Consider the following 25,860-nt stretch of genomic DNA (forward strand, 5'->3'; position numbering starts at 1 on the left):
TTTTGGCAACGCAGATGCCGTGCCGCAGCTGCCGGAGCGGTGCTTAAGCCGCAAGGCGGGAATTGTGCGGTGTTGCCTAAAACTTTTGGGGCGTGCGGGAACACTTTCCTGCCGACTTACCGGGGTCAGGCACACAGAGTCAGGCTGCCGGGGATTACGCGGCGGGAGCCAGCTCTTCGTCCGGCTGTTTTGCCGTCTGCACAGTAAAGCTGCCGTCCGCCTGGGCGGTCACGGTCACCGTGCCGTACAGGTCGGTGCGGTAAAAGTCAATGCCCTCATCCTGCATTTCCTGGATGACCTCGCGGTGGGGGTGGCCGTAATCATTGTTCAGGCCGCAGCTGGCAACCACAAGCTGGGGCTGCACCTGCCACAGCAGTGTTTGGGTGTTGGATGTGGACGACCCATGGTGCCCGGCCTTGAACACGGTGGACCGCAAGCGGAACGGATATTGCTCCGCCAGGGCGGCTTCCTCGTTGCGCTCGGCATCGCCGGTATCCAAAAAGGTAAAGTTCCCGGCTTCAAACCGCAGGCAGAGCGACATATCATTTGTTGCATCGTCACTGCCCGCCGTATCGGCATCCACACCGGGCAGCAGCACGGTCAATGTGCCGGTGCCGATGGTGTACTGCTGGCCGGTATAGGCAGTTTCCACCGGTACGCCGCATTCCTGGGCGGTTTGCAGGGTGCGCTGGGTCTGGCCGGTCACGTCAGTTTCGCTCAGGTCGGGGGTCAGCAGGGTCTGCACATCAAAGTTCTGCAAAACGGCCTGCATGCCGCCCACATGGTCGGCATGGGGGTGGGTCATCACCAACAGGTCCAACTGGCTTACGCCATAGCTGCGCAGGTCCTGCACAAGGTTCTGCCGGGCATCCTTGGGGCCTGCATCAATCAGGCAGGCCGCACCGTTCTGCAAAATCAGCACGGCATCCCCCTGTCCCACATCCAGGAACACCACTTCGGTTTCCCCCTCCGGCAGCGGGGCTGTGGTTTCGATCTGGCTGGGTTCCAGGCCAACCCATTGGTAAATCTGGTCCCAGCTGGGCACAAAACCGTTGCCGCCGTAATTTTCGACCACATACAAGGCAACGGCGATGAGAACAGCGGCCACAATGGTCCACAGCTGGGGGCGGCGGTAGGAATGGCGGCAATACCTGCGCCGCCGGTATTTACTCACCCTGGCCCAGCTGGCGTTCCTGCCACTGGGCGCGGGTCAGCAAAACGGCACGGGGCTTGGCGCCCTCATAGGGGCCGATAATCTTTTCCTGTTCCATCTGGTCCATGATGCGGGCCGCACGGGCATAGCCCAGCTTGCAGCGGCGCTGCAAAAGGCTGGTGGATGCCTGCCCGGCTTCGATGACGCATTCCACCGCCTGTTCAAACATGGGGTCGCGGCTGCCGCTGTCATCGTCCGAATCGGAGCTGCTGCCCTTGCCGCCCTTTTCGGCCACGGCACGGCGCTCCATCTCGGCAATCATCTCTTCATCATACTGGGCGCTGGAAGTGGATTTGATAAAGTTCAGCACAGCGCTGATCTCTTCATCTGTCACAAAGGTACCCTGCACACGCACGGGCTTGGAAGCACCGACCGGCAGGAACAGCATATCGCCGTTGCCCAGCAGCTTTTCGGCGCCGCCGCTGTCCAGAATGGTGCGGGAGTCGATCTGGCTGGAAACTGCAAATGCAATACGGCTGGGGATGTTGGCTTTGATCAGGCCGGTGATAACGTCCACGCTGGGGCGCTGGGTTGCCACAATCAGGTGGATACCAGCCGCACGGGCTTTCTGGGCAATGCGGCAGATATAATCTTCCACCTCTTTGCCGGCAACCATCATCAGGTCGGCCAACTCGTCAATGATAATGGCGATATAAGGCAGGTGTTCCAGCACATCGGGGTGCTGCTTGGCCAGCTTGTTATAGCTCTTGATATCGCGCACATTGTTTTCGGCAAACAGCTTATAGCGGCGCTCCATCTCGGCCACACTGGCCCCCAGGGCACCGGCGGCCTTGCGCGGCTCGGTCACAACGGGCATTAACAGGTGGGGAATGCCGTTGTACTCAGCCAGTTCCACCACCTTGGGGTCGATCAGAATCAGTTTGACATCTTCCGGACCGGAGCGGAACAAAAAGCTGATGATGATCGAGTTGACGCAGACGGATTTACCGCTGCCGGTGGAGCCGGCGATCAGCAGGTGGGGCATTTTACACAGGTCCGCCACCTGGGCTGTACCGGCAATATCTTTGCCCAGCGCCATGGTCAGTGGGCTGCGCATGTTGATGTAGTTCTGGGATTCAAACACCCCGCGGATGCTGACGGTAGACCGGATCTTGTTGGGCACCTCGATACCAACGGCGGGTTTGCCGGGAATGGGGGCTTCGATACGCACACCGGCGGTGGCAAGGTTCAGGGCGATATCATCCGACAGGCTGGTGATACGGCTGACCTTGATGCCCGCCTGGGGCTGCAGCTCATACCGGGTCACGGAAGGACCGCGGCAGATATCCAGGATATGGGTCTTAACACCAAAGCTGTCCAGCGTGTTCACCAGGATATCGGCGTTTTTCTTCATCTCGGCGGCCGCGCCGCGTTCATCTTCCGGCTTGGCCGCATTGAAAAGGTTCAAAGATGGGTAAGTATACGGCGGGAACTCCTCTTTGGCCTGGGCGGCAAAGGCTGCCGTAGCTTCGCTGCTGGCCTCCTCGTCCGCTTCGCGGGCTGCACCGGCGGGTGCGGTGGCTGCCGGGGCGGCAGGGGCTTTCGCCATTGCTTTGGCCACGCTGGGCGGGCTGGAAATGGGAGCCGAAGCCGAATTGCCCATGCTGGAAGATACCCGCAGCCGGTTGGGGCTGCCGGGGCGGCGTTCATCCGTTACGCTGTATACTTTAGGCGCAGCGGCGGCAGGCTGGGCCGTGGGCTGCGTTGCCGGAGCCTGCACACTGACCCGCCCGGTGAGCAGATCCGATACCGGAATTCCGGCGTTCCAGGCAGCCTTGGCTGCATCGAAACCGCCCTGGTCAAAGCTGCCGCCCAATGTGGGGATGGCTGTAACAGGGGCAGGCGCTGGCTGGGTGGGTTCCGGCACCAGCGGTGTTTCAAAATTATCCGCGCTTTCGCTGCTGCCAACGTCATCCGGTTCCGGCAATTTCTCTACCGGCTCCAGCGGGGTGGAAAAATCTTCCACCGAGGCGGCATGTGCGTTATCCTCCGGTTCCGGGGTCAGCGGGGTTTCAAAACTTTCCGCTTCTTCCTCATCGGGCAGGCCCACATCGGCACCGGCCACGGGGGTATCCCGCCCGGTCACGGCGCGCTGGATCAGGTCATTCAGGCTGTCTTCCTCCACCGGGGCTTCCTCAGCCTGCTGGGCTTCCGGTTCCAGGTGCAGCTCAAAGCTTTCTTCCTGCGGCTGGGGCTGGGGTTCCGGCTGGGGCGCGGGGTACTTGCGATGGTTCAACTGCTCCAGCGGGTCAAGGCCAAAGGTGCCGCCGGGGCCGATATCAATTTTCTGCAGCGGGTCATGCTGCACGGCATTCTGCAAAGCGCGCTGGGAAGCATCCGGCCCCAGGTCCACATCAAAGTCCGAGCGCTGGGCGGGCGGGGCAAAGCTTTGGGTGTGCTGCACGCCTTGGGGCGCAGCCTGGGCACGCTGCATATCGGGGTATGTTGCGGTGCCGGGCTGCGTATACGCCTGCTGGGGCTGGGCCGCCGGCTGGCCGGCCTGCGCTGCGGCGGCTGCCTGGTCGGCAGGGTTTGCCTGGGCCGCATTGCGGCGGGCGGCTTCCTCCTGTTCCAGATAGGGGGCCACATCAAAGGGGCGGCGGGTGCCAGACTGCGGCGTGGCCGGAGGCTCGCCGGCCATGGGCGGCAGGCTGCCGGTCAGGTTTTCAAGGGATTCTTCCTCCGCTTCATGGCCAAACAGCTGGGTATCATAAGCGGTTTCTTCCTCCGCACGGGCGGCGCGGCGGGCTTTGAACTCCTGAATATAATAGCTGATGAACTGCACCACATCCACCGGGGTAACAGCAAAAAACACCATCAGCCCCATCAGGATGACAATAATCATGACGATATTGGCACCGGGACGGCCACAGACGGCCAGCAGCGATGCGCCGATGGGCACGCCCAGCACACCGCCGGTCCAGAACTTGCGCTGCCCCCAGGCAAACAGCATCTTGACGGTCTGCCAGGGGGTATCCCCTACCTTAAAGTCCGAGAAGATGACCGCCGTACCGGCCAGCAGTACCGCCAGCAGCAGCACCTTGCCAATGAAAGTGCCCACATGGTAACCGGATGCCAGCAGATAGGCCAGATACAGCAAAAACGGGCCGACAAAATATGTAACCACACCAAAGGCGCCAAACAGCCAGCTGCGTAGAACATTCCAGAAGCTCTGCCCCGGCACCAGCACCAGCGCAATGGCCAGAATGCCAAACCCGGCCAGCACCACGCTGCGAATCAGGTTTTGCTGCTGGGCGCGGCGTTGTTCCAGCCTGGACATCCGCTTTTTGCTTCCGGAGGCCGAACTGTTGTGTCTGGCCCCGGAGCTGCTGCTTTTACTGCTTTTGCTGCCGGAGGCGCGGTATGTGTTTTTACTGTTTTTTCCGTTTTTGGCGGAACTTGAACGTGCCATGCTCTCCCTACCTCTTTACTATAATATGCGTATATTCAGGCTGCCCTGTTCAGCGGGCAGCCATTGTTGATTTGCTTTGGCGCGGCGGGCCCTGCCCCCGTTTTGAACGAAAGTTCGTTCGCCTTTTATCTGGCAGCGGGCGGCCATTAAACAGCATCCGGCGGCCCCGCATAAAGAGACTTTCCGCGCAGTGATTTTATCTGCCATCCGCCACGGCGGCTGTGCCGTGCTGTTTTGGGCAGGGGCATACTGCCCCTTATAGCATAAGGTATATTGTAGCATGAAAACGCCCGCTTGTAAAACCCCTTTCTCTTTCTATTTTCATCAAAGCCTTTCCGCCCACCGGCGGGCAGCGCCCCCTCAATATCCGGTTTTCCCGGCGTCGATTTCGGCATACAGGTAGCGCAGCGCATCGCCCAGGTTGCCGATGGCATCGATCAGCCCCTCTTCCACAGCCTGTTCCCCGCCCAGCACGGTACCCATATCCATCACCAGCTCCCCGGTATTGTGCATCAGCTGGGTAAAGCGCTTGGCGCTGATGCCGGAATGCCCCGCCACAAAGCTGACGATGCGCTCCTGCATCTGCTCAAAATAGCGCAGGGTCTGGGGCACCCCCAGCACCATGCCGGAGTGGCGCACCGGATGCACCGTCATGGTGGCGGTGGGCACAATAAAGCTTTTGCGGGCCGAAACCGCCAGCGGGATGCCGATGGAATGCCCGCCGCCCAGCACCAGTGTTGCGCTGGGCTTGCTGACGCCGGAGATCAGCTCCGCCAAAGCGAGCCCGGCTTCCACATCGCCGCCCACGGTATTCAGGATGACCAACAGCCCCTCAATGGCGGGGTCCTCCTCAATATCCACCAGCTGGGGGATCACATGCTCATACTTGGTGCTTTTCTGGTTATCGGGGGCCAGGCTGTGGCCCTCAATGGTGCCGATCACCGTCAGGCAATAAATGGCATGGCGGCCCTTGGTGGCAGGCACAATGCCGCTGTCCGTGATCAGGTCATGTTCCAGCCGCATGCGCTCCACATCCTTGGCGACCTTGGCAGCATGGGGGGCGGGCTGTTGTTTTGGGGTACGGTTTGGCATGGCGGGGGTCCTTTCCTTCCGACAAAATCGGTGCGCCGGGCAGTGCAAAACCCGGCTATACCCTGACAGTATGCCCCGCTGGTACGCTTTTTTATGCACAGAGGGGCGCGACTGGGCAAAAAAAGCGCGGAAAAACTTAGATAAAAAATTGACAATCGGCACAAGATTGATTATACTTTTACTAGAATTTACATCGGAATCACACAAGAGGCAGGGCGTTCCCTTTACCCCTGCCCGGAGAACGGGAGATTAGTCTTTATGTCATCAACAATGCAAAACAAAGCATCGTTACCCGTGATCAAGCGGCTGCCCAAATATTACCGCTACTTGAGCAACCTGCAGGCAGATGGGCGTGATAAAATTTCTTCCAGCGAGCTGGCCCGCATGATGGGCACCACCGCCAGCCAGGTGCGGCAGGATTTCAACTGTTTTGGCGGTTTTGGCCAGCAGGGCATCGGCTACAAGGTGGATGTGCTGCTTACCGAGATTGGCAAACTGCTGTTTGGCAACGGCGAGCTGCTGCCTACCGTGCTGATCGGCGCCGGCCGCCTGGGCACGGCGGTCTCCAGCTTTATCAGCCGCGATACCAACGGCTACAAGCTGATTGCCGCGTTTGATATCAACCCCGCCCTGGAGGGCAAGGAGATCAGCGGCGTAACCATCCGCCCGCTGTCCGAGCTGGAAAGCTTCTGTGCGGCGCACAAGCCGGTGGTCGCCGTGCTGTGCGTGCCGCGCCAGAGCGCCATGGACCTTTCGGACGAGCTGGTCCGGCTGGGTATTCAGGGCTTCTGGAACTTCAGCCACTATGATCTTTCGGTCGTTTATCCGCAGGTCACAGTGGAAAACGTCCATTTGGGCGACAGCCTGATGAGCCTTGGCTACCGGCTGCGCAGCCATGATGAATAAAAGCCGGGCACACAGCACGTGACTGTTTCCGGCGGGGTGTACCCCAGCGCCTGCCCTGGCATGGGTGCAGGATCCTGTGGTACACCCCGATTTTCATGCTGTTTTTTACTTTATTTTAATAAGGAGCCAAACATGGCAAAGCTATATTACCGTTACGGCGCAATGAACAGCGGCAAAACCACGGCGCTTTTGCAGGTTGCTTTCAATTATAACGAACGCGGCATGCGGGTGCTGATTCTGAAAGCCAGCGTGGACACCAAAGGCGGCGATCATATTGTTTCCCGCCTGGGGGTCAGCCACAAGGTGGATGTGCTGGTCAGCCCGGACATGGACATCCTGGATATCGTCCGGGCCGATACTGCCGCCCATGGCAGCGCCCCTGCCTGTGTGCTGTGTGACGAAAGCCAGTTCTTTACCCCGGCGCAGGCCGAGCAGCTGTTTTTGGTCACGGTGGACCTGAACATTCCGGTCATCTGCTATGGGCTGCGGGCGGACTTTATGAACCGCGGCTTTCCCGGTTCCACCCGCCTTCTGGAGCTGGCCCATACCATCGAGGAGATGAAAACCATCTGTGCCTGCGGCCGCAAAGCCACCTGCAACGGCCGCAAGGTAAACGGCGAGTTCGTGTTTGAGGGCGCCCAGGTTGCGATTGACACAGTGGATGCTGTAGAGTATCAGAGCCTTTGCCCCCAGTGCTGGTACCGGGAATACCGCGCTTTCCTGAAACGCCACCCCGCGCACCAGTGATCCATTCTTTTATTTCAATCTGTGTTCCGCCCTTTTATATAAGGCAACACCGCACAATTCCCGCCTTGCGGCTTAAGCACCGCTTCGGCAGCTGCGGCACGGCATCTGCGTTGCCAAAATGCTCGATAAGACATCCAGTATTATCTGCGCTTTTGGCTTAGCATCTGCCGTACCTCGCTCGCCGTATCGGCACTTAGAATTATGCGGTATTGCCTTAAGTAAATGACAACATATATGGCACAAAAGCCGCTGCCCAGCCTTGCAGCACCGCTTTTGTGCCATTTTTGTTTCCAACACTTTGCGGCACAATTTTCAGAGCACCAAAAGGCCGCATATACAAGATATGTTTTATGTGCAGCAATTTCCATTCCATTTTTCGCACATATTTTGCCATCGCGAATATTTTTTAGCATACTGTATTTCTTCCCATTGCAAATTTTGCACGAATGCGCAAAAGAAGTGCGCTTGCGTACATTTTTTGCGTTACCGAATTTGTGCGTTTGTTTTCTGTGATTCATTCAGCATTTTACACGTTTTCCCCTATAATTTCGTTGTAACCGTTTGTAGCATATACAAATACGCACAAATCGCCTCACTTTATGCAAGATTTTGCCGTAATTTTTGTTAGATGCAGGGTCAAGCCGTTTCAGCACTATGTACAAATTGTTTTTTCTTAGTTCGTATGTTTTGACATGAGCTGATTTTTTGCCCATTTAATTAAAGCAATATTTGTTTGTTTTTATAATTTGCACACTATTTTGGATATTTTTTTGATGTTCACAATTTGTTATTATAATAGCGTTGAATGAAGCGGTCAGTTGTCAGGCCGCTCGTTATAGGAACATTTTTAGGAGGACTAAAACAATGAAAAAGGCAATCGCCCTTGCAATGGCCAGCGTTATGGCTGCTGGCCTGCTGGCAGGCTGCGGCGGCTCCGCTGCCAACAGCACCGCAGCTTCTTCCGAGGCCGCTTCTTCTGAAGCTGCTTCCACCTCTACCGAGGCTGCTACCGAGGCTCACACCGTCAACACCACCGATCCCATCACCCTGACCATCAGCTGGTGGGGCGGCGATGCCCGCCAGGCTGCATACGAGGCTGCCTGCAAGGCATTCACTGAAAAATACCCCAACATCACCGTTGAGTGTACTTACGGCCCGTGGAACGGCTGGGAGGAAGCTCAGTCCACTGCCCTGGCTGCCGGCACCGCTGCCGACGTGATGCAGGTCAACTGGAACTGGCTGTTCCAGTACTCCGGCAAGGGTCAGAGCTTCGTTAACCTGAACGATTACTCCGATGTGCTGGATCTGACCCAGTTCCCCTCTAACGCTCTGGATGCCTGCACTGTGGCTAATTCCCTGCAGGCTGTTCCCGTCGCTATGGCCGGCCGTATTTACTACTGGAACATGGCAACCTTCAAGAAGGCTGGCCTGGACCACTACCCCACTACTGAGCAGGAGCTGCTGGACGCCGCCAAGACCTTCCAGGAAAAGCTGGGCGATGACTACTATCCGCTGGCTGCCGGCCCGCTGGACCGCATGATCATGATGACCTTCTACCTGGAAAGCAAGTACGGCGAGCCTTGGGTTACCGACAGCACCCTGAACTACACCGTTGAGCAGCTGCAGGAAGGTCTGGAATGGATCCAGAGCCTGGAAGATAACCACGTGATGCCCGACCTGAAGACCATGAACGCCGCCGGCGATAAGACCATCACCGATGGTCAGGCTTGGATCACCGGCAAGTACGCCGGCATCTTCACCTGGGACTCCAGCGCACTGAGTGCAAGCCAGAACCTGCCCGACGACGCTGAGTACGTTGTTGGCGACGAAATCAAGTGGGGCGAGGCTGCCAACGGCGGTTTTGCCAAGGTTTCCATGGGTATGGCTATTACCCAGAGCTGCGAGCATCCTGTTGAGGCTGCTGCCCTGATCAACTTCATCCTGAACGAAAAAGAGGGCGCTTCCATCATGGGCACCCAGTGCGGCATGGTTTGCTCCAAGGCCGGCCAGGAATACGCCAAGGAAGCCGGTGCTGTCAACGAGCTGATTCTGGAAGCCAACACCAAGGTTATGGCTTTTGTTGACCAGCCGTTCGACCCCTGCTACGAGAGCACTTCCCTGAAGGACGAGACCAATGGCGTGTACGGCGATGTGTTTGAAGGCTTCAGCTACGATCAGTATGATTCCGCCGAGGCTGCCCAGATCCTGTACGATGGCATCTGCGAAGCACTTGCCTAATCCCCGTTTTCACACTTAAGGCAATACCGCACAATTCCCGCCTAACGGCTCAAGCACCGCTCCGGCGGCTGCGGCATGGCATCTGCGTTGCCAAAATACTCGATAATACACAAAGTATTATCTGCGCTTTTGGCTTAGCAGCTGCCGCACCTCGCTCGCCGTATCGGCACTTAGAATTATGCGGTATTACCTTAACCTTACACATCAGCAAGGCTGGCCCCGGCCCCATGGCGGTGGGGCCAGCCCTTTATTATGTAACAAGGAGGTTTCCTTTATGAGCGCACCTGCTGCCAAGACAGTGACCCGCACTCCTTTCAAAAAATGGTGTGATGAAAACGTTGGCCTTTTGTTCCTGATTCCCTGGATCATTGGTTTTGTGGTGTTCAAGCTGTATCCGTTTGCCACTTCCCTGTTCTACAGCTTTACGGATATGAACTTCTTTGACGGCATTACCAAGTACGGCCTGATGAACTACATCTACATTTTCACCAACAAGAAAACGCTGACCTCGTTCATCATCACCTTCCGTTATGCCCTCATCACCGTTCCCCTCAAGCTGATTTTTGCTTTGTTCATCGCTTACATCCTGAACTTCAAAATCAAGTGCGTCAACCTGTTCCGTACCATCTACTACATTCCCTCCATCCTGGGCGGCTCTGTTGCCATTGCCGTTCTGTGGAAGGCCCTGTTCAAAGAGGATGGCATCATCAACATGCTGCTCTCCTTTATCGGCATTCAGGGGCCCAGCTGGCTGGCTGACCCCGATTACGCCATGGTCGTTATCATTGTGCTGCGTGTATGGCAGTTCGGCTCCGCCATGGTGCTGTTCCTTGCCGCATTGAAGGGCGTTTCGGTCGACCTGTACGAAGCCGCCACCATCGACGGTGCTTCCAAGACTCGCCAGTTCTTCTCCATCACCGTGCCGATGATCACCCCCGTTATCTTCTACAACCTCGTTACCCAGATTGCTCAGGCGTTCCAGGAATTCAACGGTCCCTACATTATTTTTAATAATGGCGGCCCCCGCGGTTCCGTCACGCTGGTTTCGCTGCTGGTTTACAACTATGCGTTCAAGAGCAACGAAATGGGTATGGCCTGCGCCATGGCCTGGGTCATGTTCATCATCATCGCCCTGCTCACTGTCATCGCATTTGGCAGCCAGAAGCATTGGGTCTACTATGCTGACTGATTGAAGGAGGAATTGATTTATGGGTATGAAAGCACGCGCCAATGTGGCAACCTTCTTCAAGTATTTTGTTCTGATCTTGATGGGCTTTATCATGGTCTATCCGCTGCTGTGGATGGTGGGCTCCACCTTTAAGACCAACGCCGAAATCTTTACCAGCCTTTCCCCGTTCACCACGCACCCCACCCTGGATGGCTATTATAACGCTGTGACCAAAACTTACGGCGGCGATATCACCATCTGGCGTGCATTCCTGAACACCTACAGCTACGTTATCCCCAAGGTTGTGTTCACTGTTATTTCTTCTGTCATTGCTGCTTACGGTTTCAGCCGTTTCAAGTTCAAGGGCCGCGATTTCCTGTTCGGCGTTATGATCATGACGTTGTTCCTGCCGCAGGTTGTTCTGAACGTTCCGCAGTACATGATGTACAACAAGTTTAACTGGATCAACAACCCCCTGTACCCCGCCCTGTGGGTGCCGTCCCTGTTTGCTACCGAGACCTACTTCGTCTACCAGCTGGTGCAGTTCATGCGCAGCATCCCGCACGACCTGGACGAAGCCGCCGCCATTGACGGCTGCGGCCCGGTCAAGATCCTGTACAAGATCATCTGCCCCATGCTCAGCCCCTCTCTGGTCGCCTGTGCGCTGTTCCAGTTCATGTGGAGCTGCAACGACTTTATGGGTCCCCTGCTTTACGTTACTACCCCGCGCAAATACCCCATGGCAATCTTTGTTAAGCTGTCTATGGACAGTACCAGTGAAGGCATTCAGTGGAACCGCATTCTTGCCTTGTCCCTGATTTCCATTATCCCGCAGCTGCTGGTTTTCTTTGCCGCTCAGGATTCCTTTATTGACGGCATTGCCGCTGGCAGTGTAAAGGGCTAAGCTTCAAGTTTTTTCCAAAACTTTTGATCTTTTTTGCGCCCAAACCACCACACAGGCTGCCCCGTACCGCTGCAAAAGGGGTACCGGGCAGCTTTTATTTTGAAAACTCCGGCCACTGGCTTTTCTCGCTTTTGGCCGTTCCTAATATTCAGGATGCAGCCGGAATAAAAAGGCTTTCGGCTTTCCGCTGTATTCCGGCACATGATGGTGCCTTTTCTGCTGATCCCTTTGCATCGCTCTCCCCTGCCCTGCTTATCCGTTAGGGGCAAAACAAAAGCGGCTGCCTGTTGGCAGCCGCCGGGGGTTGTGGTTTTGTGCTGTAACATTTTTGGCCTTATTTTTCCGGTTTGTTTACCCGCTTGAAATATTGGCGGTACTGCTGGGGCGAAAGCCCTGTGGCATCTTTGAACACCCGCCGGAAATGCGCGCTTGTCATAAAGCCTGTCTTTTCCGCCACGCTGGAAATGCTTTCGTTGGTCTTTTCGATCATGTTCTGCGCCGCTTTGATGCGTACGCCGTTGATGTATTCGATCAGGCTCAGGTTGATGGTCTTTTTGAACAGACGGCTGAGGTAATACGGGCTGATGTAGAACTGGTTGGCAATGCTTGTCAGGGTCAGCTTCTCGGCGTAATGCTCCGCAATATAGCCTTGGATCTGACTGACGATGCGGTTGGTCACCCGGCCGCTGTCGCCCCCCAGCTCATGCTGGTTTTCGCACATCTTTTTCAGCTGCAACAGCAGCGTGGCCAGCAGCATTTTGCGGGTCACAGCGCTTTCGGGGTTGTTTTCGTCCTGCATCTGGATCAGCTGCTGCAGGATGGAGTAGATATAGTTCTGCTGCTTAACCGTGATGTTGCTCAGCAGGTGGTTGTTCTCCTCGCTCATAAAGCTGAACAGGTCAATCTCCGGGAAAGCCCCGCTGATCTCCTGCAGATACTCGCGGCTGAAATTGCACACAATGCGGCTGGTGGGGCCATCCCCTACCGAACCAGTCTTGTGGATCTGGTTTTCCCCAATCAGGATCACATTGCCTGCATTGACGATATAGGCGGAATCCTCAATAAAATAGCGCCGCGCGCCTTCCACTTCATAATACAGTTCATATTTGTGGTGTGTGTGGAAACTTCCCATATCGTAGCTATGCTCGCGGTCGATCATATCGATATAAAAGTCCACATGGGGGGAATAGGTATATTCCTTGACCATCCTGTTCAAACCTCCCGCCACGCCCCGCCCAAGCATTTTTGCCAGTTTTAGGGCGGAACGCGCTTCAATTTTGTTGATTTATTTCATATTAACACATTTCTTGTTGAATTTCAAAACTTTTTTCATTTTTTATGGAGGAAATTATCGTATGAAACTCGCTCTCGTTCGTGCCTGTACCCGCAGCGCCTGTTTTGAGCTGCAAAACAACACCTGCTATACCGCCCCTGCCCCGTTCCGGGTTCAGCTGAACGGCCAGACTGTGCTGGAAGCCTGCGGCACCAACGTGTTCAGCGTGTTCAGCCTGGAACCCGGCAAAACCTACCACCTGGAAGTGCTTGCCACTGATGGCGATACCGGTACACTGGACTTTGCCACCGCGGCGGAAAGCTTTTTTGTAGATGCTTCCCGCTATGGCCTGGTGAATGACGGCGTGACCGACAACACCGCCTTTTTGCAGGCTGCGCTTTCCACCTGCCCGCCGGGCGGCACAGTGTATGTGCCCGCCGGTACTTACCGCACCCAGAGCCTGTTTTTGTGCAGCAACACCACCCTGTACCTGGAAAAAGGTTGCACCCTGCTGGGCGGCACCGACCGCCGCGAATATCCCATCCTGCCTGGTGTGCTGCCCTGCGCCGATGAACAGCACGAAGCCTATCTCGGCGGCTGGGAGGGAAACCCGCTGGACTGCTTTGCCGGTTTGATCAATGTCATCAATGCCGAAAATGTGACCATCACCGGCGAAGGCTGCATCAACGCCAACGCCGACAACGGCGACTGGTACCAGCACATCAAGGTGAAACTTGTCGCCTGGCGGCCGCGGCTCTTCTTTACCAGCAAAGCCAAGAATGTGACCCTGCACGGTGTGGAGGTGTGCAACAGCTTCTCCTGGACCATCCACCCCACCTACTCGGACGGGGTGAACATCCTGCAGCTGCAGATCCACAACCGTGCCGACAGCCCCAACACCGACGGCATTGACCCCGAAAGCTGCAAGAATGTGAACATCATCGGTGATTCCATCCATGTTGGCGATGACTGCATCGCCCTCAAGTCCGGCAAACTCTTCCTTGGCACTGTGATGCATACCCCCTGCGAAAATGTGACCATCCGCAACTGCAACCTGAACCGCGGCCATGGCGGCCTGGTTATTGGCAGCGAGATGAGCGGCGGCGTGAAAAATGTGGTGATGACCCAGTGCCTGATGGACCACACCGACCGCGGCCTGCGCATCAAGACCCGCCGCGGTCGCGGCAAGAACGCCGTGATCGACGGGCTGGTGTTCCGCAACGTGGAAATGCGCCATGTGCTGACCCCATTCGTCATCAACATGTTCTACTTCTGTGACCCGGACGGCAAGAGCGACTATGTGCAGAGCCATGAACCCCTGCCGCTGGACGATGCTACCCCCCGCCTGGGCAGCCTGACGATGGAAAATATCACTGCCACCGACGCCGAGTATGCAGGCTGCTGGTTCAGCGGTCTGCCGGAGCAGCCGGTTGAAAAAGTGGAGATGAACAATGTCAGCATCTCCTTTGCCGAAAACGCCGGGGCTGGCCACGCCGCCATGATGTGCGGTGCCGCCGAATGCAGCAAGCTGGCGATCTGGGCCGAAAACGTGAAGGAGATTCACTTCCACAATGTCAAACTGGAAGGCTATGCAGGCGAACGCCTGAACTTTATCAACGTTGGCAGCTTTAAGGAGGATTAAGCCATGACCCATGAAGAGATTTTGACCACCCTGGGCAATTATGTGGATTATCTGATTGCCGGCAGCTCTGCCGAAGCCCCACTGTGGAACATTGAAAAGGTGCGCAGCGGCAAGCCCAATAAATGGAACTATGTGGACGGCTGCATGATCACCGCCTGCCTGAGCCTGTACAAGACCACCGGGGATGAAAAGTTCCTGAAGTTCTCCCGTGATTTTGTAGACTACTTTGTCAAGGATGGCGGCGAGATCTACACCTTTGACGCCAACGAGCATAACCTGGACAACATCAACCAGGGCAAAAACCTGTTTTCCCTGGTTGATTTGACCGGCGAACAGCGCTACCGGGATGCCATCAACACCATCCGCGCCCAGCTGGACACCCAGCCCCGCACCAAGGATGGCAATTTCTGGCACAAAGCCATCTACCCGTGGCAGGTTTGGCTGGACGGCACCTATATGGCGCAGCCATTCTACATGGAATACGAGACCCGCTACAACGGCATGAAGGGCTGCCAGGACAGTTATAAGCAGTTCATGAACATCAAAAAGTACATGCGAGACCCCAAAACCGGCCTGTACTACCACGGCTATGATGAAAGCCGCCAGATGTACTGGGCCGATCCTGTAACGGGCTGCAGCGCAAACTTCTGGCTGCGCGCCATGGGCTGGTTCCTGGTTGCCATGGTGGATGTTCTGGAGCGCATGGACGAGCAGATGTATTACGAATACCGCGCCATTATGGCTATGTTCAAGGAAGCAGTGGAGGCCATGATCCAGTTCCAGGACGCCGAGACCGGCATGTTCTGGCAGGTCATTGATAAAGCCGGCGTACCGGGCAACTATCTGGAAACCTCCGGCAGCTCCCTGTTCGCTTACGCCGTGCTCAAAGGCGTGCGGCTGGGCTACCTGCCCAAGCGGTTCCGCGCTTACGGCGAAAAGGCATTCTATGGCACCTGTGACAAATACCTGGGCGTGAACGATAAGGGCGAGCTGCAACTGTCCGGCATCTGCCTGGTAGCCGGTTTGGGCGGCGCCACCCGCCGCGATGGCAGCCTAGAATACTATTTCAGCGAGCCGGTTGTGGAAAACGACGCCAAGGGCGTTGCCCCCCTGCTGCTGGCCTATACTGAAATGATCATCCAGTAAGGAGGTTCCGCTGTTATGGCCATATTTACCGTTGGTGCCCGCCTGCATGATTACGGTAAGGGCACGCCCGATGAGCTGTTTGGCAAGGTTTCCGCAGACGGGTTTGCCTGCGTGCAGCTGGCCTACAAAAAATGCGTGCCCGGCGTTGCCAGCTATGCGGACGTTACCCCGCAGCTGGTGCAGAACACGCTGGAAGCGCAAAAGAAGCACAACATCGCTGTTGCCGTGCTGGGCACCTATGTGGAGCTTGCCATCGCGGACGAAGTGCAGCGCAGCGCCAACGCAGCGGATTTCAAAAGCCAGCTGGCCGTGTGCAAGGCGCTGAACGCGGGCTGCGTTGGCACCGAGACTACCGGCATGCACAAGCAGCCCGCCGGCACCACCCGCGAGCGTGCCCAATATATGCTCTGCAAAAGCCTGGAAACCATTCTGCCGGAAGCCGAGCGCCTTGGCGTGACCGTTGCCATTGAGCCCGTTGTTGGCGACAGCACCAACACCCCGCAGGCAGCGCGGCACATCCTGGATATGATGCAAAGCCCCGCGCTGGGGGTCATCCTGGACATGAGCAACCTGGTCAGCTTTGAGGGCAAGGACAACCAGCAGCCCCTGTGGGACGCCATGGGCGAGCTGCTTGGGGACAAAATCAAGGCCGTACACTTTAAGGGCAAGAACTTTGCGCCGGACGGCACCATGCTGCACACCAGCCTGGAAGATTCCTGCACCGATTACGCCGGTGCCTTTGCTATGCTGCGCACCCTGCCACAGCCGTTGCCCGTTCTGCGCGAGGAAGCCGTGCCCGCCCGCGCTGCCGGCGATATTGCTTTTATCAAACAGTTTTTCTAAGGTGTAATGCCGCCTCTTTTTGCCCCACCGGACCGGAGTATTTGCACTGATACCATGGAAGCCTTTTTGTGAAAGGAACCGATTCAATATGGAACGCAAGCTTGTAACCGTTGCCGTGGATGGCAGCGCTGAATTTATCACCCTGACCGCCGCTGCTGCCGCGCAGGACCCCGCCCAGCCGCTTCACTTTGTGCTGGGGGCCGGGACCTATTATGAACGCCCGTTTTTGGAACTGGCGGATTACATCATCACCGGTGCCGGGATGGGGCAGACCGTGATCTCCGCCGGGGCCGCCGGGCGCGACCCCTGGCCCGGCGAGGAGCGCACCGGTACCTTTCGCAGCCAGACGCTTTTCCTTGGCGGCGGCAGCGCCCGGCTGGAGCACCTGACCGTGGAAAACACCGCCGGTGATGGTGCGGACCGCGGCCAGGCGCTGGCGGTATATGCCGATGCCAGCCGTGTGTGCATGGTGGATGTTTCCCTGCACGGCAACCAGGATACGCTCTTCACCGCTCCCCTGCCGCTGGCCGTGCGCCAGAAAAACGGCTTCCGCGGTCCGCGGGAGAACACGCCCCGGCTGGACACCAAACAATACTACCGTGACTGCGAGATTTCCGGCAACATTGATTTCATTTTCGGCGGGGCCAACGCGGTGTTTGACCATTGCCGCATTGTGCCCGTTGCCCACCGCGGCGTTACCAGCTATATTGCCGCCGCCAGCACGCCGCAGGGCAAGCCGGGCTACCTGTTTGCCAACTGCACCGTGCAGGGCAACAGCCCCGCAGGCAGTGTCTATCTGGGCCGCCCGTGGCGGCAGTATGCCCGCGTGTACTGGCTGGACTGCGATTTAAGCGATGAGATCATCCCCCTTGGGTGGGACAACTGGTCTGACCCCGCCAACGAGGAAACCGTTCACTTTGGCGAGTACGGCTCCAAAGGCCCCGGTGCCCCCAAAGCAAGCCCCGCCCGCGCCGGTTACGCCGCCCTGAATGATGAAGCCTCCGCCCAGGAAATGCGCGCCATGCTGGCTGAATTCCGGGCCGACTTCGGTGCAGAAGTGTAACACGCTCTTTGCGGAGCCGCCAATTATAACATTTCACCTCCTCCTAAAAAAGCAGCAAGCCCGCACCGCGCCCCTGTATGCGCCTGCGGGCTTGCTGCTGTCATACCGCCGCTTTGATTCCAGAAAGGATTTTTTAATGAGCTATACCAAACTGGACCTTCTGCAGGACCTGGCTGATATGGGCCTGACCGGGCAGGAAACCATTCTAATCCATTCTTCCATGAAGTCCATCGGCCCGGTGGACGGCGGTGCCGATACTGTGCTGGATCCACAGCATTGAAGAAGTTCTGAACGTGCCTCACCGCCTGGCCGACCAGCCCATGAAGCTGCAAAGCGTGGATACCGATGGCAGCGCACACACTGTTTATATGCGCAGCCACTACAACGCCCAGCAGCCCCATGCCCCACAGTTGGCGGGCGGATACCGGTCGTGGTTCCGAGCCGTGCATGTGGGCATTGGTATACCTTCTATTGAGTTTATGTTTTATAGGCAAAGTAGCAAAGTATAGGAAAGAGAATTGATGGCAAGGCTGCCAAACGGGACGATGGCACGCATCGTCCCCTACAAATTATCATTTAGGTGCACAACGAATGATTTTATGTTTCTCCGCGGCGGGGTGAGAGCATCCCGCCCTACTGGTATTTTAGAAGGTTAGCCGCGCAGAATAAAATGTTCTGTAGGGAATGGTCTTGACCGTTCCGGGGCCTTGTCCAAATCTGGCATAATGAGATTTGTGATCGGGCCCGTCCGGCGGCCAGAGGGCTGGCCGCCCCACTTTCCCCCACCGCCCTGCTACCCACACTCAGGATATAACAACAGCCCCGGCTCTGCAAACGCAGAACCGGGGCTGTAATACTTAAGGCAGCACCGCACAATTCCCGCCTGACGGCTTAAGCACCGCTCCGGCAGCTGCGGCACGGCATCTGCGTTGCCAAAATGCTCGATAATGTCGGGTTGCGGTACCCGCATCGTGCTTCGGGGGCAAAAGCCCCTCGCACTCTGCGACCGCTGCCCCTGCTTCGGTTCGCTGTTTCCGCCACTGGCGGCGCTCACCTTTGCAGCATCCAGTATTATCTGCGCTTTTGGCTTAGCATCTGCTGCACCTCGCTCGCCGTATCGGCACTTAGAATTATGCGGTATTGCCTCAAATGATACCTATGTACCTTATTTACCGCCCATGAAAGCCGGCAGAGGTTTGCCCTCTTTGAGCCACTGGTGGTATTCAGCGGTGGCGGCAAATTCCACGTCACCGGCGGAGTTCAGCGCAGTCTCAACGGAGTCCTGAATAACGCCAATGATGAAGCCAACGCCGACGACCTGCATGGCAATATCATTGGAAATGCCAAACAGCGAGCAGGCCATGGGGATGAGCAGCAGCGAACCGCCCGCAACACCGGAAGCGCCGCATGCGCCCTAAGCCGACATGATGGACAGCAGGATGGCGGCAGGCACGGAGACCTGCATGCCCAGCGTGTTGGCGGCAGCCAGCGTCATTATGGTGATGGTAATGGCAGCGCCGTCCATATTGATGGTTGCGCCCAGCGGGATGGAGACGGAGTAAATATCCTTATCCAGGCTCAGCTTTTCGCACAGAGACATGTTGACCGGGATGTTGGCGGCGGAGCTGCGGGTGAAGAAAGCGGTCAGGCCGCTTTCACGCAGGCAGCGGAACACCAGTGGGTAGGGGTTGCGGTGCAGGTAGATAAAGATGATGAACGGGTTGATCACCAACGCCATCAGCAGCATGGTGCCCACCAGCAGCAGCAACAGGCGCCCGTACTGGGTAAAGATGGACAGGCCGTTGTCCGACACGTTGGTAAACACCAGGCCCATAATGCCAAACGGCGCCAGGTTGATGATCCACCGCACAATGGTAGAAATTGCATCCGCCGTGTTGGCCATAAAGTTCTTGGTGGTATCGCTGCCCAGCTTTTTCATGGCAAGGCCGAACAGGCAGGCCCACATCAGGATGCCGATATAGTTGCCGTTCATGATGGAAGCAACCGGGTTAGAAACAATGTTGGAAAGCAGGGTGTGCATCACATCACCCAGGCCCTGGGGCACCACATCCGCCGTGGCAGCTTCCGCCAGAACCAGCGTCTGCGGGAACAGCTTGCTGGTCACAACGCTGAGCGCAGCCGCCACAAAGGTGGTGAGCATGTACAGCCAGACCACCGTACCAAAGCGGCGGTCCAGCTTGGAGGAGCCCTGCGCCAGTGCACTGGCAACAATAACAAACACCAGCACCGGTGCAACGCCTTTCAGCGCGCCGACAAACAGGTTGCCGAATTCTTCGATCCATGCAGCACCGGGGCAGATCAAAGCCAGCACCGAACCGACCACCAGGCCGATTGCAATGCGCAGGATCAGGCTGGTAGAGTTGTACTTGGCAGCCAGCGTTTTGGCCGCTTTTGTGAGTTGATTCATAACAATTCCTCTTCCCTATTTTAATTGGGTTTGGCAGATGTTCCGCACCTGCCCATTCCGCAGCCGCCCGCACAAACGGTTTCGCGGAATGTTTTCCATTATACCGCAATCGTTCAAGATTGCAAGAGGCGGACAGGTGTGCCCTGTGGAAAAACAATCTATTTTTATCGTTGATACGAAGTAAAAAATATTCAAAAAATGTTTTCGTGGGCAATATATCTGTGTTCCGTCCGTGGACATTTCGTTGTATGAAAGAGGGCAGCATACGAATACACTGCCCTTTTATCTTGCTTTATTGGGAACACGGTTTAGAGCCAGATTCAGAGCCACAGAGAAACGCAGGCATATGGAAATTCGCCTGACAGCTTGTGGTAAACCTTCATATGGCCTTTTTCCTCACTGATACCGGAGCGGTAATCATCTCTCTGCTTTTGGCAGGGCAATAAACAACTTAAAAGCCAAGACAAAGAAAAAGAGCCTCAAGCCAAAGCTTGAAGCTCTTTGGTGCGGATGAAGGGATTTGAACCAATATTGCGCGGTATTATGTCAAAACGCAGTGCTCATAATCCTGCATAGCTATGATTTTTACAAGCGTTTTTATTCTGTCACAAGAGCAGTGCAGGGCGCTGTAAAATGCAAGAGTGCGGTAAAAAGTGCGGTATAACCACGGCCCCGAGATGCGGTAAAAATGCGGTATTGACAACACAGAAAAAGAATTGTATTATAGCTTTAGTGGCCGCTCCTCTGCCCGTTTTGGCGGGGGGCCAACGGCCCGGCGAGGTGTCGTCCGCTATTTTCGGTGGGCGCGTCTCGCCATTTTTTTTATTGACATATACGCTATAATCCTGTATTATTGGGGTGGAGGAGGTTGCAACACGCCATGTCATAGTGGTGTGCGCCCCCCCACCCTTTCAAGAGCCGTCTATGACCGGCTCTTATTTTTTATGCATTTTTCAGTACCTGCAGGAACACGCCGTTCACGGCCTGGGCCGTGTGGGCGGCGTCTCCGGTTAGGGTGTGGGAATAAATGCCGAATTCACGATGCCCCCGACCCGTACGACATCGTGGAAGCTGTCAACGACCTGACCGAAGCAGTCGAAGCTGTACAGAAGTCCATTATCTGGACGCGAAAGGCGCGTACCTGTACGGAGGTGCGGTAAACGCTGCGGTACAGCAAAAAGAAAGCACCTAAAAACTTACGTTTCTAGGTGCTTTTCTTTGTCTCGACGTGACAAAAAAGATACCCTGTCTCAAAATTCATCCGATTTTTTGTTTGCTCTTTTAGGGCAATCGTGGCGGCCATTGCAGCATCCATTCCAGATAGTCGGCGCGCGTTATTTTCCTTACGGAAAGAGAATGCTTTTGGTCAGCCCAATCAAGCAGCAATCTATTTAGTGGAAGTTGTTCAGAATAAATTATCGGACTGACTGTCTTTCCGGGTGGTGTGTTCGCCGTTCTACTCGTTGCCAGTTGCAAAACACCTTCATGTTCCCAATCGTACCATATCAAAATTCGAAGCAGGTCGATTGGTGTCTCGTCCGGCATAAGGAAAATTTCTTCGCGGATGTTCATGGCTTTTGCAATTTCTTTTAAACGGTTTGCCTTTGGGCTGCGATACCCCATTTCATATTGTGCAATGCGGTTCGCGCTGCTCTTTCCGTATCCGAGCATCTCACCCAATTTTTGTTGTGTAAGGCCGCGATGCTCGCGTACCAGTTTGATCCGTGATCCTGTATCCATCGTGTAATAGCTCACTTTCCCAAAAAGTAATACCCGCATCAGCAAGCGTTTTCGACTTGCCAGTGCGGGCGTTTGTGTATGAGTGAATGGCTCTATATAAGGTCAATCTTTTGGGTATAACCGCCGATAAAGTAGATTTCGATTTCTTGCCGTGAGTGGACAATAACCTTTTCGATGATTCTTGCGGTAAGGATGTCATCGTATTCCTTTATTAAAAGGTCTTGCGCCGTCAGCTGTTTGGTTGCTTCTTCGTCCTCCCCCTTACCATCCGTACTTTCTGCGATATTTGCTTTCAGTATTTTGATTTTACCGCTGAGTTTTCTCAGCTTATCATCAAGGAACGGTGTACTCTCGTCAAGTTCCAGTGACATTTCAAGCAGACGATCAAATTCTTGCTGTGCTTTTTCTAGCTGCTTTTGAAGCTGGGCTTTCAAGTTTTCTCCTGCTTTCATTTGACGGAGAATACCGTCAAGTTGTGCAGCAACTTCATCGGTAAAGTTTGCGGCCAGATTCTGCACAGCTTTCAAAATAGCCTGATGCAATTCTTCTTCCGGGATTGACGGTGAATGACTGCAAAATTTTGTTCCGTATTCGAGTCGATTGACGCATCTCCAAACGATTTGTTTTCTGCCGTGGATGTTCCAAGTAACCCGCTTATAAGGGCTGCCACAGTCTCCGCAGACCAGTCGTTCGGATAAGGCATATTTGCTGTTATAGCGGCCTTGGTGTCGTTTGCGTTGGTTAGCTGCCGACTTACTATTGCGGCGGGCGATTTCAGCCTGCACCTCACGGAACATCTGCTTGGTGACGATACCTTCATGGTTGTTTTCAATGTAGTATTGTGGCAACTGACCCGTGTTTTTCTTGGAAACGCCTGTCAGTACATCCTCGATAAAGGTCTTTTGCAGCAGCACATCGCCACAGTATTTCTCATTTTGGAGAATCCGCTGTACGCTCTCGGACGACCACTTTTTGTTTCCTCTTGCAGTCAGAACCCCGCCCGCTTCCAGTTTCTTTTTAATGGTCAGTAGACTGGCTCCTTGCAGATAGCTGTTGAATATCATGCGAATCACTTCGGCTTCTTCGGGGATTACCTCTGGTTTACCATCCAAGCCTTTTCGGTAGCCAAGTATCTGTCCATAGGGAAACGGGAATTTTCCCTGCCTAAACCCCATTCGTTTACCGCGTGCTACGTTCTGCGAAATCGACTCACTTTCCGCCTGTGCAAAGGCGCTCAGCACCGTCAGAATCATTTCGGAGTTCATTGTTGACGTGTTGATGTTTTCTTTTTCAAAAATCACCGCAATGCCGATTGCTTTCAGCATTCGGACATATTGGATGCTGTCCAGCGTGTTGCGGGCGAAGCGCGAAATGGATTTTGTAAGGATTAGGTCGATTTTCTTCTTTTTGCAGTCTTGAATCATCTGGTTAAATCCGTCACGCTTTTTTGTATGGATGCCGGAGATACCGTCGTCGGCATAAATCCCGGCCAGTTCCCATTCTGAGGTTGAGTTGATTTTCTCAGTGTAGTACAGTTTCTGCGTTTCAAAACTTCCCTGTTGTTCTTCTTCCTCGGTGCTGACGCGGCAGTAGGCCGCCACTCGCATTTTTCGCATGGTGTTGTTTTTCCCACTGCGTATCTGTCTAGTGGCTGGAATTTCGATGATTCTTGCGTTGCTCATGGTGCTCTTCCTTATTATAATGTCTGTCCGTTTCGCAGTTTGATGTCGATATGTGTATCGAGGTGTAAGATGATTTTGCTGACGATGGAGCTGTAGAATGATTCTGGAAATGTATCTGTGGGTTTGAATTCTTTGCAGGCGCGCTTGATTTGCATTGTTGTCGGATCGTCATCCCCTGCTGCGCAGTAATTAAATTGCAGTTCTGCTCGGCGCAGAATTTTGTCGATGATTGCATCTGCATCCAGCTCTGGTAATGCAAGGGCTGTGTGAATCTCATGATCCAGCTGAGCAACTTCTATTGACCGGGTGTTGCATTGTTCCTTTGGATTGTGGATTATTTCCGGGTGCTGTTGGATTTGGTATAACCTATCCACGATTTGTTGTGCCATGTTTTCAGGTTGCATCGGCTTTGACCACATTCCGCACTGTCGGCAAGTCCATTGTTGGGTTCTAGGTCGCCAGTATAGGCGCTCACCGCAGCAGGCACACTGCATATCGCTTCGAAATGGTTTTAGCACTGCTGAATATGTTACGGTTTTATTGCTTCGGATGCTGGCAGCTTGGCTGTAAACTTCTTTTGAAATAATGGCTGGGTATCCTTTGGCTCCACAGTAAATCTCATTTGCAAGTATGCGGGCAACGATATTTTTGTTCCAGCTATTATCTGAAAAGTGATAGGCTGTGCCACTTGTGGTCAAGTATTCTGCAATTTCCTTAAAACTCTGTCCTTCGGTATACGCATAGAATATGTGTTGTACAGTTGCGGCTTGTTCCGTGTTGATGACTGAATCTCCATTTTGAATCTGATAGCCGAAAGGAATGTACCTGTTCTTCATGTGGCTGCACGGCTTTCTGATAACTTCATGCCATTGATGAGTTCGAATTGGATTGCCGTATTGCTGATCAGCACTTTTTTCACAAGCTCTTTAAAGACAGACTCGTCAAATAATTCCAGCGGCGGTGTACTGGAAAGTTTCTTCTGGATGAGTCTTGTTTTTTGTAGAATTTTTTCCGATGTGTTAGACATATCATTTCGTGAAAGCTGTTGTTTCCTTTCCCTGATTTGCTGCTCAATGGCTGCACTTCGCTCTATAAATTGTGGTTCCTCAATATAACCTAGTGTATGGATTCTGGTAAGATTGTGTTTCTGTTTTGCAAGATGCTGAATATCTTCTCCAAGTGCAAGGCGTTTTTTATATTTTTGTTCTTGCAAATGCCGTAACCCAAGCAGGTCATCCACAAGTGGTTCCAGAATCGTTTTCTGATTACATTGCAGTCGATTATAGATTGACAAAAACGCCTGTTGGAGTTCATCCTCACGGATTGATTTGAGTAGGCAAAGAGCTTTCGATTGCAAATGCGTTCGGCAGCACCATACAAATCCTTGCGTGGGCGGCCCTTTTCTAGAGCATATAGCGCCGCATATTGAGCAGTAGATTTTCTTTGAAAATACACAAGTTCTATCAATCTCCCCTGTAATGCTTTTCTTTGCAAGTAGGTTCTGTACCTTTTCGTAATCGGTCTTAGAAATTATACCTTCATGCGTTTCCATCGCATAGTATTTTGAGCGCTGACCGGTATTAAGATACCTTTTCAATGGGAGTGAATCCGTTGTGTAGGTTTTTTGGTACAAGCTGTCTCCAATATATTTCTCATTACGCAGGATTGCATGAATCGTTCGGGGATTCCATTTGCTATTTTCTTTTGGATATATTGTATTTAAATGCTCAGCAATTTCATTTATGCTCATTCCAGACAGGTAACTTTTGAAAATATCGTTGACAATCATTGCGTTATTTTTTTCTGGCACGAGCTGGTGATTGATTTGCGTGTACCCAAACGGTGTAGCGTTGGTGATATAGTTACCCGTACGCATCCGTTTGTGTATTCCCCACTTCATATTCTGTGAGATGGACAGCGATTCTTCCTGTGCTACGGCGCAGATTATACTCAGTAGCATTTCACCGTTGGAGGTCTCGGTATCGAAGCCCTCTTTTTCAAAGGCTACCGTCACACCAAGGCTTTTCAGTTCACGAACCGATGACAGTGCATCCGCCGTGTTGCGGGCAAAGCGGGATGCCGACTTAACCAGCACACGGTCAATCAGTCCGGCACGGCAGTCGTCCATCAGGCGGTTGAACTGCTCACGACGCTTCGTGCTGGTGCCGGTGATACCCTCATCAGTGTAAATTCCAGCGAACTCCCAGTTGGGGTTTTCCTGTATCAAGTGGGTGTAGTAATCCACCTGCACGGCCAGCGAGTTTAGCTGATCCTCGGAATCGCTGCTGACGCGGGCATAGGCCGCCACGCGCAGACGCTTCGGTTGTTGCTGGATTGGCTGGATAACTTGGACTTGTGGCATG

At 54.5% G+C, this 25,860-nt stretch carries 20 protein-coding genes and 1 pseudogene; 11 read left to right on the forward strand and 10 right to left on the reverse strand.

Annotated features, from left to right (window positions below):
• Positions 1 to 154 precede the first annotated feature (154 nt).
• The 3 genes from C4885_RS03725 to C4885_RS03735 form a co-directional block, all read right to left on the reverse strand.
• Complete coding sequence (locus C4885_RS03725; protein ID WP_113999070.1) at positions 155 to 1,174, reverse strand: ComEC/Rec2 family competence protein; 1,020 nt, start codon at positions 1,172 to 1,174, stop codon at positions 155 to 157.
• A complete protein-coding gene (locus C4885_RS03730) occupies positions 1,167 to 4,493 on the reverse strand; it encodes a DNA translocase FtsK (protein ID WP_242979470.1) in 3,327 nt (1,108 codons plus the stop codon). Before C4885_RS03730 ends, C4885_RS03725 begins: the two co-directional genes overlap by 8 nt.
• 492 nt (positions 4,494 to 4,985) lie before the next feature.
• Entirely contained in the window at positions 4,986 to 5,648 is a 663-nt protein-coding gene (locus C4885_RS03735) for a ClpP family protease (RefSeq protein ID WP_242979479.1), read from the reverse strand.
• Positions 5,649 to 5,975: 327 nt separating this feature from the next.
• On the opposite strand from C4885_RS03735, the gene C4885_RS03740 reads away from it, so the two are divergent.
• Entirely contained in the window at positions 5,976 to 6,623 is a 648-nt protein-coding gene (locus C4885_RS03740) for a redox-sensing transcriptional repressor Rex (protein WP_242979471.1), read from the forward strand.
• Between the two features lie 132 nt (positions 6,624 to 6,755).
• Complete coding sequence (locus tag C4885_RS03745) at positions 6,756 to 7,370, forward strand: thymidine kinase (protein WP_113999073.1); 615 nt, start codon at positions 6,756 to 6,758, stop codon at positions 7,368 to 7,370.
• Positions 7,371 to 7,584: 214 nt separating this feature from the next.
• Here the strand turns inward: C4885_RS03745 and C4885_RS03750 are convergent, their stop codons facing one another.
• Positions 7,585 to 7,764 carry a hypothetical protein gene (locus tag C4885_RS03750; RefSeq protein WP_113999074.1) on the reverse strand — a complete coding sequence of 60 codons (180 nt, stop codon included), beginning with the start codon at positions 7,762 to 7,764 and terminating at the stop codon, positions 7,585 to 7,587.
• Positions 7,765 to 8,234: 470 nt separating this feature from the next.
• Between C4885_RS03750 and C4885_RS03755 the strand changes: the two genes are divergently transcribed.
• The 3 genes from C4885_RS03755 (at position 8,235) to C4885_RS03765 (ending at position 11,680) form a co-directional block, all read left to right on the forward strand.
• The gene (locus C4885_RS03755) at positions 8,235 to 9,608 is read left to right on the forward strand and encodes an ABC transporter substrate-binding protein (protein ID WP_113999075.1); all 1,374 of its coding nucleotides are present in this window, start codon (positions 8,235 to 8,237) and stop codon (positions 9,606 to 9,608) included.
• 274 nt (positions 9,609 to 9,882) lie between these two features.
• Positions 9,883 to 10,797 (forward strand): carbohydrate ABC transporter permease, encoded by a 915-nt coding sequence (locus tag C4885_RS03760; protein WP_113999076.1) that lies wholly within the window; start codon positions 9,883 to 9,885, stop codon positions 10,795 to 10,797.
• 19 nt (positions 10,798 to 10,816) lie between these two features.
• Positions 10,817 to 11,680 (forward strand): carbohydrate ABC transporter permease, encoded by an 864-nt coding sequence (locus C4885_RS03765; RefSeq protein ID WP_113999077.1) that lies wholly within the window; start codon positions 10,817 to 10,819, stop codon positions 11,678 to 11,680.
• Positions 11,681 to 12,014: 334 nt separating this feature from the next.
• On the opposite strand, the gene C4885_RS03775 is transcribed toward C4885_RS03765, so the two are convergent.
• A complete protein-coding gene (locus C4885_RS03775) occupies positions 12,015 to 12,887 on the reverse strand; it encodes an AraC family transcriptional regulator (RefSeq protein ID WP_158538795.1) in 873 nt (290 codons plus the stop codon).
• Positions 12,888 to 13,035: 148 nt separating this feature from the next.
• Between C4885_RS03775 and C4885_RS03780 the strand changes: the two genes are divergently transcribed.
• The 6 genes from C4885_RS03780 (at position 13,036) to C4885_RS16945 (ending at position 18,156) form a co-directional block, all read left to right on the forward strand.
• A complete protein-coding gene (locus C4885_RS03780) occupies positions 13,036 to 14,595 on the forward strand; it encodes a glycoside hydrolase family 28 protein (RefSeq protein WP_113999080.1) in 1,560 nt (519 codons plus the stop codon).
• A 3-nt stretch (positions 14,596 to 14,598) separates the two neighbouring features.
• Positions 14,599 to 15,741 carry a glycoside hydrolase family 105 protein gene (locus tag C4885_RS03785; protein WP_113999081.1) on the forward strand — a complete coding sequence of 381 codons (1,143 nt, stop codon included), beginning with the start codon at positions 14,599 to 14,601 and terminating at the stop codon, positions 15,739 to 15,741.
• A 15-nt stretch (positions 15,742 to 15,756) separates the two neighbouring features.
• A complete protein-coding gene (locus tag C4885_RS03790; RefSeq protein WP_113999082.1) occupies positions 15,757 to 16,584 on the forward strand; it encodes a sugar phosphate isomerase/epimerase in 828 nt (275 codons plus the stop codon).
• Between the two features lie 88 nt (positions 16,585 to 16,672).
• On the forward strand, positions 16,673 to 17,647 hold the full coding sequence (locus C4885_RS03795; RefSeq protein WP_113999083.1) for a pectinesterase family protein: 975 nt from the start codon (positions 16,673 to 16,675) through the stop codon (positions 17,645 to 17,647).
• 136 nt (positions 17,648 to 17,783) lie between these two features.
• The gene (locus C4885_RS16940; RefSeq protein ID WP_242979472.1) at positions 17,784 to 17,927 is read left to right on the forward strand and encodes an AAC(3) family N-acetyltransferase; all 144 of its coding nucleotides are present in this window, start codon (positions 17,784 to 17,786) and stop codon (positions 17,925 to 17,927) included.
• The gene (locus C4885_RS16945) at positions 17,896 to 18,156 is read left to right on the forward strand and encodes a hypothetical protein (RefSeq protein ID WP_242979473.1); all 261 of its coding nucleotides are present in this window, start codon (positions 17,896 to 17,898) and stop codon (positions 18,154 to 18,156) included. Before C4885_RS16940 ends, C4885_RS16945 begins: the two co-directional genes overlap by 32 nt.
• 656 nt (positions 18,157 to 18,812) lie before the next feature.
• Here the strand turns inward: C4885_RS16945 and sstT are convergent.
• From sstT to C4885_RS03825, 5 genes and pseudogenes are all read right to left on the reverse strand, one after another.
• Positions 18,813 to 20,075: pseudogene (sstT, locus tag C4885_RS03805) on the reverse strand (serine/threonine transporter SstT).
• A gap of 1,281 nt (positions 20,076 to 21,356) precedes the next feature.
• Positions 21,357 to 21,815 carry a helix-turn-helix domain-containing protein gene (locus C4885_RS03810; protein ID WP_158538796.1) on the reverse strand — a complete coding sequence of 153 codons (459 nt, stop codon included), beginning with the start codon at positions 21,813 to 21,815 and terminating at the stop codon, positions 21,357 to 21,359.
• Positions 21,816 to 21,907: 92 nt separating this feature from the next.
• The gene (locus tag C4885_RS03815) at positions 21,908 to 23,497 is read right to left on the reverse strand and encodes a recombinase family protein (RefSeq protein WP_113999085.1); all 1,590 of its coding nucleotides are present in this window, start codon (positions 23,495 to 23,497) and stop codon (positions 21,908 to 21,910) included.
• A gap of 14 nt (positions 23,498 to 23,511) precedes the next feature.
• Complete coding sequence (locus C4885_RS03820; protein ID WP_113999086.1) at positions 23,512 to 24,333, reverse strand: recombinase family protein; 822 nt, start codon at positions 24,331 to 24,333, stop codon at positions 23,512 to 23,514.
• Positions 24,330 to 25,859, reverse strand: a complete 1,530-nt coding sequence (locus C4885_RS03825) for a recombinase family protein (RefSeq protein ID WP_113999087.1) — start codon at positions 25,857 to 25,859, stop codon at positions 24,330 to 24,332. Before C4885_RS03825 ends, C4885_RS03820 begins: the two co-directional genes overlap by 4 nt.
• Between the last annotated feature and the right edge of the window lies 1 nt (position 25,860).

It is taken from the genome of Subdoligranulum sp. APC924/74, from assembly GCF_003324125.1.
Taxonomy (GTDB): Bacteria; Bacillota; Clostridia; order Oscillospirales; family Ruminococcaceae; genus Gemmiger; species Gemmiger qucibialis.

Coding starts and splice junctions, on each gene's coding strand:
- C4885_RS03730 (WP_242979470.1), bottom strand. CDS start 4,493: ATGTCCAGGCTGGAACAACGCCGCGCCCAGCAGCAAAACCTGATTCGC.
- C4885_RS03735 (WP_242979479.1), bottom strand. CDS start 5,648: ATGCGGCTGGAACATGACCTGATCACGGACAGCGGCATTGTGCCTGCC.
- C4885_RS03740 (WP_242979471.1), top strand. CDS start 5,976: ATGTCATCAACAATGCAAAACAAAGCATCGTTACCCGTGATCAAGCGG.
- C4885_RS03745 (WP_113999073.1), top strand. CDS start 6,756: ATGGCAAAGCTATATTACCGTTACGGCGCAATGAACAGCGGCAAAACC.
- C4885_RS03750 (WP_113999074.1), bottom strand. CDS start 7,764: ATGGCAAAATATGTGCGAAAAATGGAATGGAAATTGCTGCACATAAAA.
- C4885_RS03755 (WP_113999075.1), top strand. CDS start 8,235: ATGAAAAAGGCAATCGCCCTTGCAATGGCCAGCGTTATGGCTGCTGGC.
- C4885_RS03760 (WP_113999076.1), top strand. CDS start 9,883: ATGAGCGCACCTGCTGCCAAGACAGTGACCCGCACTCCTTTCAAAAAA.
- C4885_RS03765 (WP_113999077.1), top strand. CDS start 10,817: ATGGGTATGAAAGCACGCGCCAATGTGGCAACCTTCTTCAAGTATTTT.
- C4885_RS03775 (WP_158538795.1), bottom strand. CDS start 12,887: ATGGTCAAGGAATATACCTATTCCCCCCATGTGGACTTTTATATCGAT.
- C4885_RS03780 (WP_113999080.1), top strand. CDS start 13,036: ATGAAACTCGCTCTCGTTCGTGCCTGTACCCGCAGCGCCTGTTTTGAG.
- C4885_RS03785 (WP_113999081.1), top strand. CDS start 14,599: ATGACCCATGAAGAGATTTTGACCACCCTGGGCAATTATGTGGATTAT.
- C4885_RS03790 (WP_113999082.1), top strand. CDS start 15,757: ATGGCCATATTTACCGTTGGTGCCCGCCTGCATGATTACGGTAAGGGC.
- C4885_RS03795 (WP_113999083.1), top strand. CDS start 16,673: ATGGAACGCAAGCTTGTAACCGTTGCCGTGGATGGCAGCGCTGAATTT.
- C4885_RS16940 (WP_242979472.1), top strand. CDS start 17,784: ATGAGCTATACCAAACTGGACCTTCTGCAGGACCTGGCTGATATGGGC.
- C4885_RS03810 (WP_158538796.1), bottom strand. CDS start 21,815: ATGGATACAGGATCACGGATCAAACTGGTACGCGAGCATCGCGGCCTT.
- C4885_RS03815 (WP_113999085.1), bottom strand. CDS start 23,497: ATGAGCAACGCAAGAATCATCGAAATTCCAGCCACTAGACAGATACGC.
- C4885_RS03820 (WP_113999086.1), bottom strand. CDS start 24,333: ATGAAGAACAGGTACATTCCTTTCGGCTATCAGATTCAAAATGGAGAT.
- C4885_RS03825 (WP_113999087.1), bottom strand. CDS start 25,859: ATGCCACAAGTCCAAGTTATCCAGCCAATCCAGCAACAACCGAAGCGT.